This window comes from Nonomuraea sp. NPDC002799, from assembly GCF_053592075.1.
This window is the reverse complement of sequence record NZ_JBSFVA010000066.1, coordinates 1-15,723: the sequence shown is the minus strand read 5'-3', so window position 1 is coordinate 15,723 and position 15,723 is coordinate 1. Positions and strand designations below refer to the sequence as shown.

The window sequence follows — 15,723 nt, the reverse complement described above, 5'->3', positions numbered from 1 at the left end:
CCAGCCCGGCCGCCACCAGCGCCGGGGAGCGGCCGTACGCGTGCCTTCTGACCTCCGCCAGGAGAAATCCGACCAGCTCGCCGGCCGGCTCGACCAGCCGCCGCCTGGCGTGCTCGTCGAGCGCGTATCGGGCCGAGATCGAGCCGCCGATGTCCGCCTGGACGGGCGCTCCGGTGCCCAGCCCCACGAGGCCGACGCTCAGGCGGGAGGCTTCGGGCCAGTGGGTGGGATCGTCCGCGGTTCCGGTGATCAGGTCAAGCAGGCGCTGCGCGAGAGGCGACAGTACGCCGTCGAGAACGCTCATGTCAGCCACCGAGCCCCCGGAAGTGCTGCCCCGGGAAGGCGTTGTGCCGGGCCACCTCCTCGCGTACCCGCAGCCGTACCAACTCCCGGGCCGAGATCCGCTCGGGCAGGCCGGGCACGGAGAATTCCTCCAACGCCCGGCCGGTCGCGGACTCGTCGCGAAACGTCACCGATGCCATCGGCCATCCTCTTGTCGTAGAGATCAGGTGGTGGCGCCATCTATAGCAGCGGCGAACGACAGAACCGCTGCGGCGGCATCCACCCGCGCCCTCTGCCGCTGCCGGGGGCTGACCGCGGATTTCGGGAAGGCGCCGAGACGTAACCCCGCCCCACCCCTTAGAGTCACCCTGACAATAAGGGGGTGGGGTCGTGAGCCTCGCATGGACCGAGATCCTCGGGTTCGCCACCGGGGCGCTGTGCGTCTGGCTCGTGGCGCGCCAGCACATCGCCAACTGGCCCATCGGCATCGCCAACAACGTCTTCTTCATCGTCCTGTTCACCCAGACCGGGTTGTACGCCGACGCCGGCCTGCAGATCGTCTTCATCGCCCTGGCCTGCTTCGGCTGGTGGACCTGGGCTCGCGGAGGCGGCCCCGGCCAGATGCTCCCGGTGCGCCGCACCAGCCGCGTCGAGTGGATCTGGCTGCTCGTCTCCGGTGCCGCCGGCGTCGCCGTCCTGACCGTGTTACTCGCCCGGGTGACCGACTCCGCCGTGCCCTTCTGGGACGCCCTCACGACGTGCCTGTCACTGGCCGCCACCTATGGCCAGTGCCGCAAGCGGCTGGAGTCCTGGTGGTTGTGGATAGCCGCCGACCTGGTCTACATACCGCTTTATGCGTACAAGGAGCTCTACCTCACCGCGATCCTGTACGTCGCCTTCCTGACGTTGTGCGTCCTCGGCCTGCGCGGCTGGCGGCGTGACATGGCGCTCGCGGTGAGCGCCCCGGCCGGGGCGCTCACGTGACCCGGCGGTTCGGCCACGGCCTGGTGCTCGGCAAGTTCTACCCGCCGCACGCGGGCCACCACCACCTCGTGGCGACCGCCGCGGCCCGCTGCGAACGGCTCACCGTACTGGTATGCGCGGCCACCGTGGAGTCGATCCCGCTCGGCGACCGGGTCGCCTGGATGCGGGACGTCCACCCCGGGGTCACAGTCGTCGGCGCCGTGGACGACCACCCCGTGGACACCGGCGACCCGGCCGTCTGGGACACGCACATGGCCGTCTTCCGGCGGGCCGTCCCCGAGCCGGTCGACGCGGTCTTCACCTCCGAGGACTACGGAGCGGAACTCGGCAGGAGGTTCGGCGCCACGGCGGTGTGCGTGGATCCGGAGCGCTCCGCCCAGCCGGTGTCCGGCACCGCGGTGCGCCGCGACCCGGCCGGCACCTGGCACTTCCTGGCCCCCGCGGTCCGGGCGGGCCTCGCCCGCCGCGTGGTCGTCCTGGGCGCGGAGTCCTCCGGCACCACCACCATGACGCGCGCGCTCGCCGAGCACTACCGCCGCCGTGGCGGCCCGTGGGCCGCCACCCTGTGGGTGCCGGAGTACGGGCGGACGTTCAGCGCGGAGCGGCTGGCGGCGCTGAGGGCCGCCCGGCCCGGCGCGCAGTGGGCCGACGTCACCCTCGTCTCCGACGACTTCCCGCACATCGCCCGGCGTCAGGAGCACGACGAGGACGCCGCCGCCCGGTCCGGGAGCCCGGTCCTGTTCTGCGACACCGACGCGTTCGCCACCACCATCTGGCACGAGCGCTACGTAGGCGGGAGCCATCCGGAGGTGGCCCGGATCGCCGGCCGCGGGCGGCAGCACCTGTGGTTGCTGACCGACCACGAGGGCGTGCCGTTCGAGGACGACGGGCTGCGCGACGGGGAACACCTCCGCCCCTGGATGACCGTACGCTTCCAGGACGAACTGGAGCGCACCGGACGTCCCCACGTCAGGCTCCGCGGCTCCCACGAGCAGCGGTTGACGGCGGCCGTCGCCGCCGTCGACGCGCTGCTGGCCAAGGGCTGGGACCTCGCCGACCCGCTCCCCGAACGGCGCTGACCACGATCACGGCCATGGCGATGCGCGTGGCTATTCCTCGATCGGGCGGGCGCCGGCGGACCGGATCGACGAGACGGTGAACCTCACCATCCGCACCGGCCGGGACGCGCGTTCACCGCAGGAGGTCGCGCCGGCTCAGCGTGCTGCCGAGCGCGGCCCCCGCCGCGCGCACCGCGGTCGCGTGTCTCTCGGGCCGGAACCTGCCGGTGGGGCCGGCCACGCTGATCGCGGCGAGTGGCTCGTCACCGTGCCCCAGCACCGGCGCGGCGACACACACGAGCCCGAGGGCCGACTCCTCCGCCTCGAACGCGACGCCGGTCTCCGCGACGCGCCGCAACTGGCGGCGCAGGAGGCTCGGCGCGACGACGGTGTGCGGTGTGCGTCGTTCGAGCGGCCCCGTCAGCACCTCGTGCCGCAGGCCGGCGTCGGCGTAGGCGAGCAGCACCTTGCCGATCGCGGTGCAGTGCAGGGGCATCCGCCCCCCGGTGCGCGAGGGCGCCCTGGCTTGGCGGTGGCCGCCGATCTTGGCGACGTAGATGACGTCGTGCCCCTCTCGCACCCCGAGGTGGACGGTCTCGTGGGTGCGTTCGTAGAGGTCCTGGAGGAAGGGCATCGCCAGTTCGAGCAGGCTGCGCTCCAGCGAGGCGAGCATCCCGAGTTCGAACAGGCCACCACTGAGCCGGTAGCCGCCGTCGGCGCGGTCGAGCAGGCGGTTGGCGACCAGATCGCCGGACAGCCGGTACACGGTCGCCTTGTGGAGACCGGTACGCCGCACCAGCTCGGCGAGGCTGACGACCCGGTCATCGGGCCGGAAGGCGCGCAGGATCGTCACCGCCTTTCCCAGCACGGTGTCGAGATCGGCTGTCTCCGTCACCCGCACAGCGTATCGCTGAACGAGACGATGTGCTGGTTGGTGCCGGATCCTGCCTGCACAGTGGGGGTATGAACGAAACCATCGGGCTCGCAACCGCGAGCCCGTCCGACATGGCCGCCGCGGCCGAGCGGCTCGCCGGCGCAGCCGCGTCCGGCACGCCCTGCGCCCCCGTACGGGACCTGATCGGCCGGAACGACCTGGCCGCCGCGTACGCCGTCCAGGCCGCACTCACCGCGTCCCGCCTCGCCGCCGGCGCCCGGGTCGTCGGGCGCAAGGTCGGCCTGACCTCGGAGGCGGTGCAACGGCAGCTCGGTGTCGACCAGCCCGACCTCGGCGTCCTCTTCGACGACATGGCCTACGCCGACGGGGACACGATCCCGGTCGGGCGGGTCCTCCAGCCGCGGGCGGAGGCGGAGATCGCGTTCGTGCTCCGGGCCGACCTGGCCGACGGGCCGCTCGACGCCCCACAGATCCGGGACGCGATCGAGTACGGCGTCGCCGCGCTCGAGATCTGCGGCAGCCGGATCGCCGGGTGGGACATCACCTTCGGTGACACCGTCGCCGACAACGCCTCCTCGGGCGCCTACGTGCTCGGAACGGAGCGCCGCACCCTCGGCGAGTTCGAGCCGGTGGACGTCGTGATGTCGATGAGCGTCGGCGGTGAGGAGGTCTCCACCGGGACCGGCGCGGCCTGTCTGGGCGACCCGATCGAGGCGGTCGTATGGCTGGCCCGCATGGCCCGCGATCTCGGCGAGCCGCTGCGCGCGGGGCAGGTCGTCCTGTCCGGCGCGCTCGGTCCGATGCGCCCGGTGGCCGCCGGCGACACCGTCACCGCCACCCTGTCGGGCCTCGGCAGGGTGACGGTCCGCTTCACCGAAGGAGCAGCAGCATGAGCAGGACGAAGGTCGCGATCATCGGGTCGGGCAACATCGGCACCGACCTGATGATCAAGGTCTTGCGCGGAGCGCGTCACCTGGAGATGGGGGCGATGGTCGGCATCGATCCCGGGTCTGACGGCTTGGCCCGCGCCGCCCGGCTCGGGGTCTCGACGACGCACGAGGGTGTCGACGGGCTGATCGCGCTGCCGGACTTCGGCGAGATCGGGATCGTCTTCGACGCGACCTCGGCCAAGGCGCACGAGGTGAACGCCGCGAAGCTGATTCCGTCCGGGAAGAGGCTGATCGACCTGACCCCGGCGGCGATCGGGCCCTACGTCGTCCCCGCCGTCAACCTCGACGAGCATCTCGGCGAGCCGGACGTGAACATGGTCACCTGCGGCGGCCAGGCCACGATCCCGATCGTCGCCGCCATCAGCCGGGTGGTGCCCGTCGAGTACGCCGAGATCGTCGCCTCGATCGCGTCGAAATCGGCCGGACCGGGCACCCGGGCCAACATCGACGAGTTCACCGAGACCACCTCGGCCGCGATCGAGCAGATCGGCGGGTCGCGCCGCGGCAAGGCGATCATCATCCTGAACCCCGCGGACCCTCCGCTGATCATGCGGGACACGGTCCTGTGCCTCGTCGCGGCGCCGGATCCGGCCGTGCACGAGGAGATCCGCCGGTCGGTCGAGAAGATGGCCGCCGACGTCGCCGCCTACGTCCCCGGCTACCGGCTCAAGCAGCAGGTGCAGATCACCGAGATCTCCGCCGACCAGCCGGTCGGGACGCTCCTCGCCGGCGGCGCCGCCCGGCCCACGCATCAGGTGTCGGTCTTCCTCGAGGTCGAGGGCGCCGCGCACTATCTCCCGGCCTACGCCGGCAACCTCGACATCATGACGTCCGCCGCCCTGCGGGTCGCGGAGCGCATCGCCGCACGGAAGGCTGGCCTGTGATGGGCATTCCGATCTTCGTCCAGGACGTCACGCTTCGCGACGGGATGCACGCCGTTCGCCACCGGATCGGCCTGGAGGACGTCAAGCGCATCGTCACGGCGCTCGACCGGGCCGGCGTCGACGCGATCGAGGTCGCGCACGGCGACGGCCTCGCCGGAGGGTCGCTCAACTACGGTCCCGGGTCGCACACGGACTGGGAGTGGATCGAGGCGGCGGCGTCGGTGCTGGTGAACGCCCGCCTCACCACGCTGCTGCTGCCGGGTGTCGGCACCGTCCACGAGTTGAAGCGCGCCCACGACCTCGGCGTACGCTCCGTCCGGGTCGCCACGCACTGCACCGAGGCCGACATCTCCGCCCAGCACATCGCCGCGGCGCGCGAGATGGGCATGGACGTGTCCGGATTTCTGATGCTCTCCCACATGGCGCCGCCGGAGGAGCTGGCCCGGCAGGCCAAGCTCATGGAGTCCTACGGCGCGCACTGCGTCTACGTCACCGACTCCGGCGGCCGGCTCACGATGAACGACGTGGCCGCGCGGGTCCGCGCGTACCGCGACGTCCTCGACGCCCGGACCGAGATCGGCATCCACGCCCACGAGAACCTCTCGCTGTCGGTCGCCAACTCCGTCGTCGCGGTCGAGAACGGCGTCCACCGGGTAGACGCGTCGCTGGCCGGTCACGGCGCGGGCGCGGGCAACTGCCCCTTGGAGGCGTTCATCGCGGTCGCGGACCTCTCGGACTTCGAGCACCGATGCGACCTGTTCCAGCTCCAGGACGCCGCGGACGACATCGTCCGCCCGTTGCAGGACCGTCCGGTGCGTGTCGACCGGGAGACGCTCACCTTGGGGTACGCCGGCGTCTACTCGTCGTTTCTGCGCCACGCGGAGGCTGCCGCCGCCCGGTACGGCGTCGACGTCCGCGACATCCTGATGGAGTGCGGCCGCCGCCGGCTGGTCGGCGGCCAGGAGGACATGCTCGTCGACATCGCCCTCACGCTCGCCGCCGAGCGCGAGAAGCGGCCCGCCTGACCGTCGCGCCAGGCATCACCGAAAAAGCTCCGCCTTGAGGCGGGCGGCGTACCCGCGAGGAGTGTACGGCCCGCGGGTGAGCAGGAGTCCGGCCTGGCCGTCCGGCAGGTCCCGGTCCTGCTCGTCCACGATTCTGATCTCGTCGGAAGGACACAGGGGACGGCCCTGTGTGGTGCACACCGTCTCGAAGGGGTCGTCAAGGCGGGTGAAGTTCAGCAGGCCTTCCGCCATGCCGAACACCTGCTGCAGCGTCGCCCCGAGCACCGGCCTCACCTTGTACGCCAGCTCGTCCGCGAGGCGGCGCGTACGCCGGCCGCGAGATCGTGGGCGGGTGCGGCGCGTGCGGAAGTCGCCCCATCGGGAGTTGTTGGTGAGCAGCCGTCCGCCCTCGATCTGCACGGCCCCGGCCGCACAGGTCGAAGGTGGAGACGCGCTGCTGGTCCTTGGTCAGCCACACCTGCGGCAGGTGGCGTCCAGGACGGGTCGAGGCGAAGTGATAGATCTCCTCGTCACGCGGCGCGGGCTGCTCGGGTGTGCCGTCGGGCACGATCGCGCCGGACGCGTAGTGCTGGTTGGTCTCGACGCCGTGCGTGTTGAAGCACATGATCGTGCCCTGCAACGCGGCGTCGAACTCCTGCCGCAGCTCGCTGCCCGCGGCCGTCGGCTGCAGCAGGGCGTCGAGGACGTCGTGCAGTTCCTGCGCGCCCGAGGCGGGCGGCAGGCGCAGCGCCACGAAGATCGGGGCCGCTAACCGCCGGCCTTCGACACCGCGAACGCGAGCAGGAACCCGACCAGCGTGATGAGACCCGTCATCAGGTGCGAGTTCTCGAACGCCTCAGGAATCATGGTGTCGGCGATCATGGTGAGGATCGCGCCGCCGGCCAGCGCGATGATGCCCGCCAGCACGGCCGCCGGCGCCTGCCCCAGGAGCGCGTACCCCGCCAGCGACGACAGACCACTGACCACGGCGATGCCGCTCCACAGCCCGAACACGTACGTCTTGGACCGCCCGGCGCGGCGCATGCCGGCCGCGCTGGACAGGCCCTCGGGCACGTTGCTGATGAACACCGCCGCCACGGTCACCATGCTCACCGCGCCGCCACCGAGCAGGCTCGCCCCGATCACCAGCGACTCAGGCACCCCGTCGAGCACCGCGCCCATGGCGATCGCCGTCCCGGAACCCTCCTGCTGCGACGGCTGCCGGTCACCGGAGCGTTTGCGATGCCTGGCTCCGCGGCGGGTCAGCAGGATGTTGCAGACGGTGTAGAGGACCGCGCCAGACATGGCCCCCACCACCGTGGGCCCCAGTCCCGCGCGCTGGTGCGCCTCATCGATCAGCTCGAACGACACCGCGGACATCAGCACTCCGGCCCCGAACGCCATCACCGACGAGATCAGCCATTGCGGCATCCGAACCGTGTATCCGGGCAGCGCGCCGAGCACGAGGGCGAACCCGGCCAGCAGCCCCCACCCACCCGCCTGCAACCACTCCGGCATGATCGGCGTCTGCCCTCCCACCCCCATTCCCAAACCGGGCGCCATCCCCTGCAAGCGGTTAGCTCGGGACGCCACGCAAGGATCCGATCGGAACGCCGTGCCGGCCTGCCTGGAACATGCCGCCGCCGGCGGCCGGCACCGCCCCCTCCTCAAGCCGACGGCCACCGTCACGACTTCCTCGGGTGGAGGAGGTGGAGGGCTCACCTGCTACTCCCACACCGTACTGAAAGCCCCTAGCCGTAGAGGGTGGCGATGTCCTTGGCGGTGGGCCACCGGCTGTAGGTGGGTGACTGTGGCCAGCCGTCGGGGGAGTCCTGCCACTCCTCCTGCCGCCCGAACGGCAGCAGGTCGATCAGGGCGAAGGTGTGGCTGAGCTGCTCGGTGCCCCGGCCGTTGGTGTGCCAGGTGCGGTACACGGTGTCGCCGTCGCGCAGGAACACGTTGACGGCGAAGCCTTCGCCGGGTGGTGCGCCGACGTCGGTGCCGAAGGGGCTGTTGGCGGTGGAGTACCAGGTCATCTTGTTCCCGACCCGCTGCTTGTAGGCGAGTGCCTCGTCGATGGGGCCCTGGGTGACGATGACGAACCGGGCGTCGTAGTTGTCCAGGAACTCCAGCCGGGTGAACTGCGAGGTGTACCCCGTACAGCCCGGGCACTGCCACTCCTTGCCGGGAAACCACATGTGGTTGTAGACGATCAGTTGCCGCATGCCGTTGAAGACGTCCGCCAGGCGAACCGGTCCTTCTTCGCCTTCGAGGGTGTAGTCCGGCATTTCCACCATGGGCAGGCGGCGGCGCTGGGCGGCGATGGCGTCGAGTTCCCGGGTCGCGGCCTTCTCCCGGGTGCGCAGTTCGTCGAGTTGACGCTGCCAGGTGTCGGCGTCGACCACGGGCGGTAGCGCGTTCTTGGTCATGATTCCTCCCTGCGACTTGCGTGTTCAGAGGTAGACCTGCCCCGGTCGCCGAACTCATCGCCAATCAGCAGTCTTTGTCGTAGGAGGGCAGGTTTCCGGTGGTCAGGAAGGTGGTGACGGTCTGGTCGCCGCAGGCGTTGCCGTTGGCGAGGTAGACGCGCCGTGGCCGCCTGAATCGACGCTGACCATCCGGGCCCGTGCCCCGAACGCCTGGCGCATCTTCAGCGCTCCGCTGTACGGCGTGGACGGGTCGCGCAGGTTCTGGATGAGCAGCACGTTGGCCGGACCGCGCGAGGTGACGCGGACGGGCGGGTCGGCCGGCTTGAACGGCCAGTACGCGCACGGTCCCGCGTTGACGGGCATGCCGGCGGTCAGCGGGTGGGCGGCCGGCATGGGAAGTTCGCGTTCGAGTAGAGGGCGCGCGCCGAACAGGAGGCACGGCGCCGGCCCGGATCGACCACCCGGGCATAGTCCGGGTCTGGCGCCACTGATCACGGCTGGTGCGTGGCTTTCTCCACAGTTGATCGCTTGAGAGGCCGCCGTCCGCGTCCAGGGCGGCATGATCGTCGCCCGGCCCTAACCTCGATCGTACGCCATTGGATCTTGAGTTCGGCGCCGCTCAACGTTCCCTGGTGAGAGGGGTGCGATCCTCCCCTCGCCCGGCGAGAGCCTGCACAGCCGTCTCATCGCCTGGGTCGCCGAGAACTCTCGTCTGACAGGCGAGACGGTGACCCTGCAGGGATGGGAGGCTTGGATTGTGCGTACCTGGTTCGAGCCCGAAGAGGCCGAGGAGTTCGAGGCCGCCAAGGACCTGCTGATCCGGCGGTGTGTCACCTGGGCGGAGGAGCACGGGCATCCGGTCGATGACCTGCTGCTCTCCGCCGCCGTCGACGCGCGGCACGAGAGTCGTGATGGCCGGCTGGCGTACTGGGACGGTGCGCGCATCAGGTTCTTCCTGCTGCGGTACGTGCCGTACAAGGTGACGGCCCTGCGGGAGGAGCTCGATCTCGCCCCGGAGGTGCTGCGGACGTACCTGTGCTATCTCGACGTCACGGGCCTTCGCGACCCGCGCGGTGCCACGCTCGCGGAGGCGGAGGAGATCATCGCCGGGGCGCGGGCGGAGTACGCGGCCGCGCTCGACGATCCCACGCTGTGGGGGGTGGCGACGTTCTGGGCGCACACGGCTCTCGGCCAGGGCGTCGATCTCAGCGTTCCGGGGGAGTTCGAGCGGTTCAAGCGCGATCTCGACGCCGGTCGCGTTCCGTACGACGAGCAGGTGCTCGACAAGATCATGCAGAACCGCTTCGTGAACGGCGGCATCGGCGAGGAACGCGCCTTCCCCCAGCTGCCTGTCTCCCTGCCCTCTGCGTCGGAGCTGGCGGAGGCCGCCGCGCGCAGCCAGACCGTCCAGCGTCTCATCACCCTGGCCGATTGGGCAGGCAAGGACGGCCGCGCCCTCACTGACGCGGGCAACCTCCGCGTCGCCGACGCCCTCGAGGTGTCGGCCCTGCTGGGCGCCGGCGAGGACGGGCTGCGCGTCCGCAGCGCCACCGATCTGCCGCAGCTCAACCTGCTGCTCGCCTGGGCCAAGAAGCTGCGCCTGACCCGCACCAGCAAGGGCCGGCTCTTCCGCGTGGCCAAGGCCGCACCCCTGCTGCGCGACCCGGAGGCGCTGTGGCGGCGCGCGTTCGAGGTGCTGCCGGAGCTGGGCCGTGCGGTCGCCGTGCCCGCCGCGACGGGGCAGCCCGAGCCCATCCTGGCCGAGATCTTCGGCGAGATCCTGCCGGACGTGCTCACCTCCATGTACGGGCTGGACGAGATGCCGGTGGTCCGGCTCGAAGAGACGGTGTGGCTGGCCTGCCAGGAGTACTTCGTTCTCGACCGGGAGGACGAGCGCCTGAATGATCTCTGGCGCCGCGAGGTCACCCGGGACCTGGGGCGCACGTTCGAGGTCCTGTCCGACCTCGGGGCCGTGGAGCTCACCCGCGGCCCCGCCGACCCCCTCTACTCGAGCGACCTCGACCACGACGACCAGCCCTTGCCACCGGACGCGGTCGAACGTCTGCGCACCGCCCTCGCCGCGCCCGACCTCCCGCTGGTCCGCCTGACCCCGCTCGGCGTGCGCGGCGTCCGCGACCGCCTCCTCGCCGAGGGCCGCGACGTTCCCCTCATCGGCGAACTGGCCACCGCCCCGCCGGCCGAGCTGCTCGGGGTGCTCGCCCAGCACTATCCGCCGGAGGACGCCGTCGCGGAGCTCCAGGGGTGGCTGGCCTGGCCGGGGCAGAATGTCGAGATGTTGCTGCAGGCCGTGCGGGATTGCCCGTTCCGTACGCGGGTGGGGGCGATGCTGCGCGTTCTGGCCGACGCCCTTCCCGAAGGGCGGCTTCTGCATGACCTACGTCACGACCCGGTCCTCGGGCCCGCCGTGTGGACCCAGCTCATCGATGCCGGGGAGATGAAGCCCGGGTCGTTGAGTGAGCGGGAGAACCTTCTCATGGGGGCGGAGAACTTCCTGTCGGTGCTGGAGCTCGCGGGGCCTGAGGGGCTTGTCGAGCAGCTCAAGAGGATGGGGGGCGGGGACGCGTACGAGTTCGTGGAGGCGATCCTGGCGTCGGGGCACCCCGATGTCGTGGGATTGCGGGAGCTACGCGAACTGGTGGCCGAGCCGCTCCGCAAGACCGCCCGCCATCCCCTCCGCCTCGTCCCCACCCGGCCGCCGGGAGCCCGAGGCCGCAGGAAGAAGCGCAAACACTGATCTTGATCCTTGACCTGCGCGCCAGGGTCCACAAGCTCTCGATCCGACTCCTTGGCCCTTGGTGTTCTTGGGCTGCTCGCGGGCCACGCCGGCGTCCGCCAAGTCGATTCCGATCGCTCTGCTGTCCGACGCCCAGGCCATCCGCCTGATCGGGCAGGAGCAGGGACGCGAAGTTTCGGTGGTGAGACCGGACGCAAGTGGGGTTCGCCGCTGATCAAACCGTCTCGGACAGCCAGTCGGGACGCGGTGTCCCGGCTGGTCGCCTCGGCCACAGGACTACGGAGTGGAGTGACCAGCGCTTCCGGGCATGGTGTCGTCGTCATCACTGGCCGGGTGTTCACTGAGCCGCTTACGTACGGGGTCGTTCTCGGTTGGGACGAGACCATCGGATGGGGAGACATCTGCGGGGTTGGCGCCGGGATCGCGTGGTTGGGAGTTGAAGAGGGACTCCAGGGGCCCAGGTGGGATGGAGGGCTCGAAGGGCGGGGTCCAGGCGGCGGTCGCATCAGGGTCCGTGCCGGAGCCATGTGCGGGTGAACCGGTCCCGGGGCGCGGGTGGTCCGGGCCGTGCGGTGCGGCGGGTGGGGCACTGTCCTGTTCGCCGAGGGCGGTGACGGTCTCGATGGCTTCGAGGAGTTGCCGCCTCCACGGGTTGTCCTCGTCGGGCCCGGCGGGGCCGTGGTGGGGGGCCGGAGGTGCGGGTACGGGTTCGACGTATCCGGCGGTGGCCGGGCGAGTCCGGCGGGACCTGGCTACGAGCACCGCGAGTACGGCCAGCAGGGCGACCACGAGCACCACGGCCGAGGTGACCATCGTCGCGGTGGAGAAGCCCGTCTGCCGGCTGGACACCGCGGCGTTGAGGTGTGCGGGGACGGCGCTGGAAGCCGTGGTGCTGGATGCCGGCGGCGTGGCAGCGGTGCCCTCGTCGGCTACGGCCTCCGGCGTGGCAGTGATGTCCTCGTCGGCTACGGCCTCCGGCGTGGAGGTCGGAGTGGGCGAGGTTGAAGAGGCCGTCACCGCCGCTGAAGTGGAGGTGGCGGCCGGTTCGGCTTCGTTGGTGGCCGAAGGGGACGATGACTCCGATGTCGTGGCGGTGGCCGTGGGGGAAGGCGACTCGGATGCCGTGGCGGTTTCTGTGGGCGATGGCGAGTCGGATGCCGTGGGGGTGGCTGAAGGTGACTCGGATGTGGCCGTGGGGGTGGCTGAAGGTGACTCGGACGTGGTGGGTGTGGGGGAGGACGAATCCGACGTCGTGGGGGCAGGCCCGCCTGACGTTGAGGTAGGCGTGGCCGTTGGTGTGTCGGAGGGTGGTGCGCCCTCGTACGGCGGCGTGTCCGAGGCATGGGTCGGCTCTGGTGCAGGAGGGGTCGCCACTGATGACGGGTCGGCACCCTCGTGGTGGGAGCCGGCCTGATGGGATTCGTTCTGGTTCAGGCCGTTCTGGCTGGTGCTGTCTCGGGCCGGGGCCGACGGGCTGGTCGGCTTCTCCTGAGTGTCCCGGCGGCCGTCCGTGTCGGTGTGCCGCCCACTCTGAGGTCCGTCCGGCGGTGGGCCCGCATGGTCATCGTGCGTCTGTGCAGCGGTGATCTCCGCGTCGTCCTGAGTGCCGTTGGGCCGGTGGCCCTGCTGTTCCTGAGCAACGTGGGTGCTGGGGTCTGCCGTGGAGGTCCGGCCGGAGGACTGTTCCCGGGGCCGATTGGCGCCGGGCTCTGCCTCGGCGGTCTGGTACCACGAGGTCAAGATGTAGGACGCGTCAATGAACTTCTGGATATCTGGCGTCATGGAAGTGGGGGCCTCCCGGACGAGACCGGATTTACCCATGCAGACCCTGACAAAAGTGATGATGAAGGACTGATGAGGCTAAAACCGGAAGCCTGTGGGTGTGGTGAGCGTACCGGATGTTCCCGCAGGTCAAGCGCCCCAGAAGGCGTGATCGACGGCTCTGCCCGGAGTGAAGCCCAAGCCAGAGAGGCGCTGTCGGTAATTCATTCGACGCGAACCATAGAGAAAGATCTACTGTCACTTGCCACCACTGTGGGGCCAGGGTGCTGGGCCGCGATCGGGGAGATGGATGGTTTCTCGGCCGGTTCGCCTCAGGAGGGGGCAGGGGCCGCGAGCATCCCGGCTGCCATGACGTGCAGCGCCGCGGCGAGCCGTGGCGCCTCTCCGCGCTCCAGCAGCCGCAGGACCGGTTCGCTTTGCAGGCTGCCCAGCAGGATGTGCGCCAGCAGCTCTCCGTCCAGGTCAGGGCGCCGCTCGGCGATCAGTGCGCTGGTGTGGCCGTGCCAGAACCGGTAGACGGGATGGTCGTCCCGCGAGTCCGGAACGTGGTCACCGCCTTCGCCCCAGTGCTCGCCGCGCTCCTTCCACTCCGGCCTGGGCGCGTCGGTCTCGTTGTGCACCGGCTCGGTCTTGGCCAGCGGCAGGCCCTGGCTTAGGCCCTGCACCATTTGGCTCTTTCTGTGTGACCAAAGCCAAGCTCTGCCCAAAGCCTGATTGCCTGGGGCCACGCGGGTCCGCACCGATCGCAGGTCGGCTACCGTGGCGACCACCTCCAGCGTTACCGCGATCCCTTGTTCAAGGTCGCCGCCCGGCCACGTGGCTCGTGGCCGGCTGGAACTCGCCTGGACCTATGTTGACCGGCTCAACTCCCGGTGACGATCGTGCTCTTGCCGCACCGGCGCCGTCCGCTCGTGGAATCCGCCATCCGGGGAGCGGGTGATGATCCCGGTCTCCATGCCGTGCTCGGCCACGTCGCGGTCCGACTGCTGGAGTGCGAGGCAGATCCACCGGGTGACGACGAAGGCGACGACGGGCCCGACGACCACGGCGTACCGGAAGAAGATCGTCACGGCGTTGACGTTGAGCTGGAATTGGTGGGCGAGCTGGTCGTTGGCCGCGGCTGCCCAGAGCAGGCCGTAGAACGTGATGCCGGCGGCGGCGATGGCCGTTTTCACGGGCGTGTCGCGCGGCCGGTCGAGCAGGTCACGCGCGGGTGTCTCGCGGGCGATGCGGCGCACGCTCTTGGGCCGGCCCAGCGCGTCGCGGCGGTCGCGTCGCGCCAGGAGGAAGCGTTCGGCCGGCGGGTACGCGGCCAGAGCGGTGAAGAAGATCCCGGGTACCACCACCGTGGGGACGAGGACCGCGAGGCTGAGCGTGTAGTCCCCGAGGGTGAGCTCCCATCCGGGCATGATCCGGAGGGCGCCGTCGAGGAACCCCATGTACCAGTCGGGCACCGAGCCGGCCGAGATCTGCGTCGGCTTGGCCGGGCCGTACAGCCAGATCGGGGCGATCTGGAACCCGAATCCGAGGATGATCAGCATGCCGATCGTCGCGGCCGCCATCAGCGGGCGGGCGCTTCGCCGCGCCGGCAGCGAGGCGACGAACCGCGAGTGGCCGTGCCGCCGCACCAGCAGCTCACGGGCGATCAGCAGGACGCCCATGACGGCCGCGAGCAGCAGGTGTCCGCCGTACAGGACCGGAATGACCGCCTCACCGGGAAAGCCCGAGCCGAACAGCAGCGACATCACCCATGTGCCCACCACCGGGATGGACTGCACGACCGACATGATCAGCCACAGGCTCCCGCCTGACAGCATGTCGTCGGGCAGGGCGTTGCCGGTCTCGCCGGCGAACATGCCCAGCGCCAGCAGCGCCACCCAGATCAGCCACTGCCGGATACGCGGGCGGCGGAACGCGCCGGTGAGGAACATGCGCAGCAGTTGCAACGCGACCGCCGCCACGAAGACGAGCGCCGACCAGTGATGCATCTGGCGGATGAGCAGGCCGCCGCGCACCTCCAAGCTCAGGTGCATGGTCGAGTCGAACGCCTCGCTGACGAGAAGCCCGCGCAGCGGGCCGTAGGAACCGTCATAGGTAGCCTGGGACATGCCGGGGTCGTAGAACAGCATGAGCATCGCCCCGGTCACCAGCAACACAACGAACGACCAGACAGCGATTTCCGCGAACATGAACGACCAGTGGGAGAACTGGAACGAGCGGCGTATGGCCGGCAACGAACGCATCTTGGGCCCCCTAACCTTGCCTACACACAAGACGCGATCGGGCCGGCAGGTGTGACGTCGATGCGGGCCTTTGTGGCGTGAATCACGTCACTACGGAAGGCCAGGACAAGGGTCAGTCACGCGTGACGGGCGCCGGCCACAGTCCGACGAGTGCATCGATCAGCCCGGTCGTGGTGTCGTGCCAGTTCTTGCAGAGTGTCCGCGACATTCGGCCAGGCCAGGCACGTGCGCGATGGCGTCGTGGCCTCCGGCGCGCGCCTGGCGTTGAGACCTACGGGATGAAGTGGAATCTCTGAAACCCGGGCTGCGACCTGCCGTAGATCGCGTGCGATTCCCGGTTATGGCATGAGAGTGAATCTCTGAGTGGGCATCTTGGGATGGCTTGCGGGCATATGCCCCTTCTGCGAGGTAGGCGGGTCGCGTCGTTTGTAAAGAGTGCCCCGCCTTGCGAGGCCAG

Annotated in this window: 16 protein-coding genes and 1 pseudogene; 8 read left to right on the top strand and 9 right to left on the bottom strand. The window is 70.3% G+C overall.

All coding sequences use genetic code 11. From position 1 onward, the window contains the following. Positions 1-305: 305 nt before the first annotated feature. Positions 306-482, bottom strand: coding sequence for a hypothetical protein (locus ACWD0F_RS49715; protein ID WP_449889835.1), 177 nt, complete (start codon positions 480-482; stop codon positions 306-308). A 190-nt stretch (positions 483-672) separates the two neighbouring features. Between ACWD0F_RS49715 and pnuC the strand changes: the two genes are divergently transcribed. Further along, positions 673-1,266 carry a nicotinamide riboside transporter PnuC gene (gene pnuC, locus ACWD0F_RS49710; protein WP_449889834.1) on the top strand — a complete coding sequence of 198 codons (594 nt, stop codon included), beginning with the start codon at positions 673-675 and terminating at the stop codon, positions 1,264-1,266. Continuing rightward, positions 1,263-2,345: an AAA family ATPase gene (locus tag ACWD0F_RS49705; protein ID WP_449889832.1), complete on the top strand. Its 1,083-nt coding sequence runs from the start codon at positions 1,263-1,265 to the stop codon at positions 2,343-2,345. Before pnuC ends, ACWD0F_RS49705 begins: the two co-directional genes overlap by 4 nt. 112 nt (positions 2,346-2,457) lie before the next feature. On the opposite strand, the gene ACWD0F_RS49700 is transcribed toward ACWD0F_RS49705, so the two are convergent. Further along, the gene (locus ACWD0F_RS49700; RefSeq protein ID WP_449889830.1) at positions 2,458-3,219 is read right to left on the bottom strand and encodes an IclR family transcriptional regulator; all 762 of its coding nucleotides are present in this window, start codon (positions 3,217-3,219) and stop codon (positions 2,458-2,460) included. 68 nt (positions 3,220-3,287) lie between these two features. Between ACWD0F_RS49700 and ACWD0F_RS49695 the strand changes: the two genes are divergently transcribed. Genes ACWD0F_RS49695 through dmpG form a run of 3 tightly spaced genes read left to right on the top strand, consistent with a single transcriptional unit; the run spans position 3,288 to position 6,078 of the window. Then, positions 3,288-4,112, top strand: a complete 825-nt coding sequence (locus ACWD0F_RS49695; protein WP_449889828.1) for a 2-keto-4-pentenoate hydratase — start codon at positions 3,288-3,290, stop codon at positions 4,110-4,112. After that, on the top strand, positions 4,109-5,053 hold the full coding sequence (locus ACWD0F_RS49690; RefSeq protein WP_449889826.1) for an acetaldehyde dehydrogenase (acetylating): 945 nt from the start codon (positions 4,109-4,111) through the stop codon (positions 5,051-5,053). Before ACWD0F_RS49695 ends, ACWD0F_RS49690 begins: the two co-directional genes overlap by 4 nt. Further along, on the top strand, positions 5,053-6,078 hold the full coding sequence (gene dmpG / locus ACWD0F_RS49685) for a 4-hydroxy-2-oxovalerate aldolase (protein WP_449889824.1): 1,026 nt from the start codon (positions 5,053-5,055) through the stop codon (positions 6,076-6,078). Before ACWD0F_RS49690 ends, dmpG begins: the two co-directional genes overlap by 1 nt. 48 nt (positions 6,079-6,126) lie before the next feature. Here dmpG and ACWD0F_RS49680 read toward each other — a convergent pair. Next, positions 6,127-6,378: pseudogene (locus ACWD0F_RS49680) on the bottom strand (AMP-binding protein); the annotation flags it as partial. Between the two features lie 286 nt (positions 6,379-6,664). Here ACWD0F_RS49680 and ACWD0F_RS49675 point away from each other — a divergent pair. Next, positions 6,665-6,829, top strand: a complete 165-nt coding sequence (locus ACWD0F_RS49675; protein WP_449889822.1) for a hypothetical protein — start codon at positions 6,665-6,667, stop codon at positions 6,827-6,829. On the opposite strand, the gene ACWD0F_RS49670 is transcribed toward ACWD0F_RS49675, so the two are convergent. The 3 genes from ACWD0F_RS49670 to ACWD0F_RS49660 form a co-directional block, all read right to left on the bottom strand. Further along, on the bottom strand, positions 6,826-7,596 hold the full coding sequence (locus ACWD0F_RS49670; protein ID WP_449889821.1) for a ZIP family metal transporter: 771 nt from the start codon (positions 7,594-7,596) through the stop codon (positions 6,826-6,828). The genes ACWD0F_RS49675 and ACWD0F_RS49670 overlap by 4 nt on opposite strands. A gap of 212 nt (positions 7,597-7,808) precedes the next feature. Next, entirely contained in the window at positions 7,809-8,486 is a 678-nt protein-coding gene (locus tag ACWD0F_RS49665; protein WP_449889819.1) for a DUF899 domain-containing protein, read from the bottom strand. 102 nt (positions 8,487-8,588) lie between these two features. Beyond that, the gene (locus ACWD0F_RS49660) at positions 8,589-8,879 is read right to left on the bottom strand and encodes an alpha/beta hydrolase (protein ID WP_449889818.1); all 291 of its coding nucleotides are present in this window, start codon (positions 8,877-8,879) and stop codon (positions 8,589-8,591) included. Between the two features lie 364 nt (positions 8,880-9,243). Here ACWD0F_RS49660 and ACWD0F_RS49655 point away from each other — a divergent pair, with 364 nt between their 5' ends. Continuing rightward, positions 9,244-11,241, top strand: coding sequence for a hypothetical protein (locus ACWD0F_RS49655; protein ID WP_449889816.1), 1,998 nt, complete (start codon positions 9,244-9,246; stop codon positions 11,239-11,241). A gap of 276 nt (positions 11,242-11,517) precedes the next feature. Here the strand turns inward: ACWD0F_RS49655 and ACWD0F_RS49650 are convergent, their stop codons facing one another. Then, complete coding sequence (locus tag ACWD0F_RS49650) at positions 11,518-12,054, bottom strand: hypothetical protein (RefSeq protein ID WP_449889815.1); 537 nt, start codon at positions 12,052-12,054, stop codon at positions 11,518-11,520. Here ACWD0F_RS49650 and ACWD0F_RS49645 point away from each other — a divergent pair. Further along, positions 12,047-12,655, top strand: a complete 609-nt coding sequence (locus ACWD0F_RS49645) for a hypothetical protein (protein ID WP_449889813.1) — start codon at positions 12,047-12,049, stop codon at positions 12,653-12,655. The genes ACWD0F_RS49650 and ACWD0F_RS49645 overlap by 8 nt on opposite strands. Before the next feature lie 679 nt (positions 12,656-13,334). On the opposite strand, the gene ACWD0F_RS49640 is transcribed toward ACWD0F_RS49645, so the two are convergent. Then, a complete protein-coding gene (locus tag ACWD0F_RS49640; RefSeq protein WP_449889812.1) occupies positions 13,335-13,691 on the bottom strand; it encodes a hypothetical protein in 357 nt (118 codons plus the stop codon). A gap of 180 nt (positions 13,692-13,871) precedes the next feature. Then, a complete protein-coding gene (locus tag ACWD0F_RS49635; protein ID WP_449889810.1) occupies positions 13,872-15,266 on the bottom strand; it encodes a cytochrome b in 1,395 nt (464 codons plus the stop codon). Between the last annotated feature and the right edge of the window lie 457 nt (positions 15,267-15,723).

What these genes read in the sequence shown, in the direction of transcription:
- ACWD0F_RS49635 (WP_449889810.1), bottom strand. Translation starts at nt 15,266, where the DNA reads ATGCGTTCGTTGCCGGCCATACGCCGCTCGTTCCAGTTCTCCCACTGG.
- ACWD0F_RS49665 (WP_449889819.1), bottom strand. Translation starts at nt 8,486, where the DNA reads ATGACCAAGAACGCGCTACCGCCCGTGGTCGACGCCGACACCTGGCAG.
- ACWD0F_RS49715 (WP_449889835.1), bottom strand. Translation starts at nt 482, where the DNA reads ATGGCATCGGTGACGTTTCGCGACGAGTCCGCGACCGGCCGGGCGTTG.
- ACWD0F_RS49690 (WP_449889826.1), top strand. Translation starts at nt 4,109, where the DNA reads ATGAGCAGGACGAAGGTCGCGATCATCGGGTCGGGCAACATCGGCACC.
- dmpG (WP_449889824.1), top strand. Translation starts at nt 5,053, where the DNA reads ATGGGCATTCCGATCTTCGTCCAGGACGTCACGCTTCGCGACGGGATG.
- ACWD0F_RS49660 (WP_449889818.1), bottom strand. Translation starts at nt 8,879, where the DNA reads ATGCCGGCCGCCCACCCGCTGACCGCCGGCATGCCCGTCAACGCGGGA.
- ACWD0F_RS49695 (WP_449889828.1), top strand. Translation starts at nt 3,288, where the DNA reads ATGAACGAAACCATCGGGCTCGCAACCGCGAGCCCGTCCGACATGGCC.
- ACWD0F_RS49650 (WP_449889815.1), bottom strand. Translation starts at nt 12,054, where the DNA reads ATGGTCACCTCGGCCGTGGTGCTCGTGGTCGCCCTGCTGGCCGTACTC.
- ACWD0F_RS49640 (WP_449889812.1), bottom strand. Translation starts at nt 13,691, where the DNA reads ATGGTGCAGGGCCTAAGCCAGGGCCTGCCGCTGGCCAAGACCGAGCCG.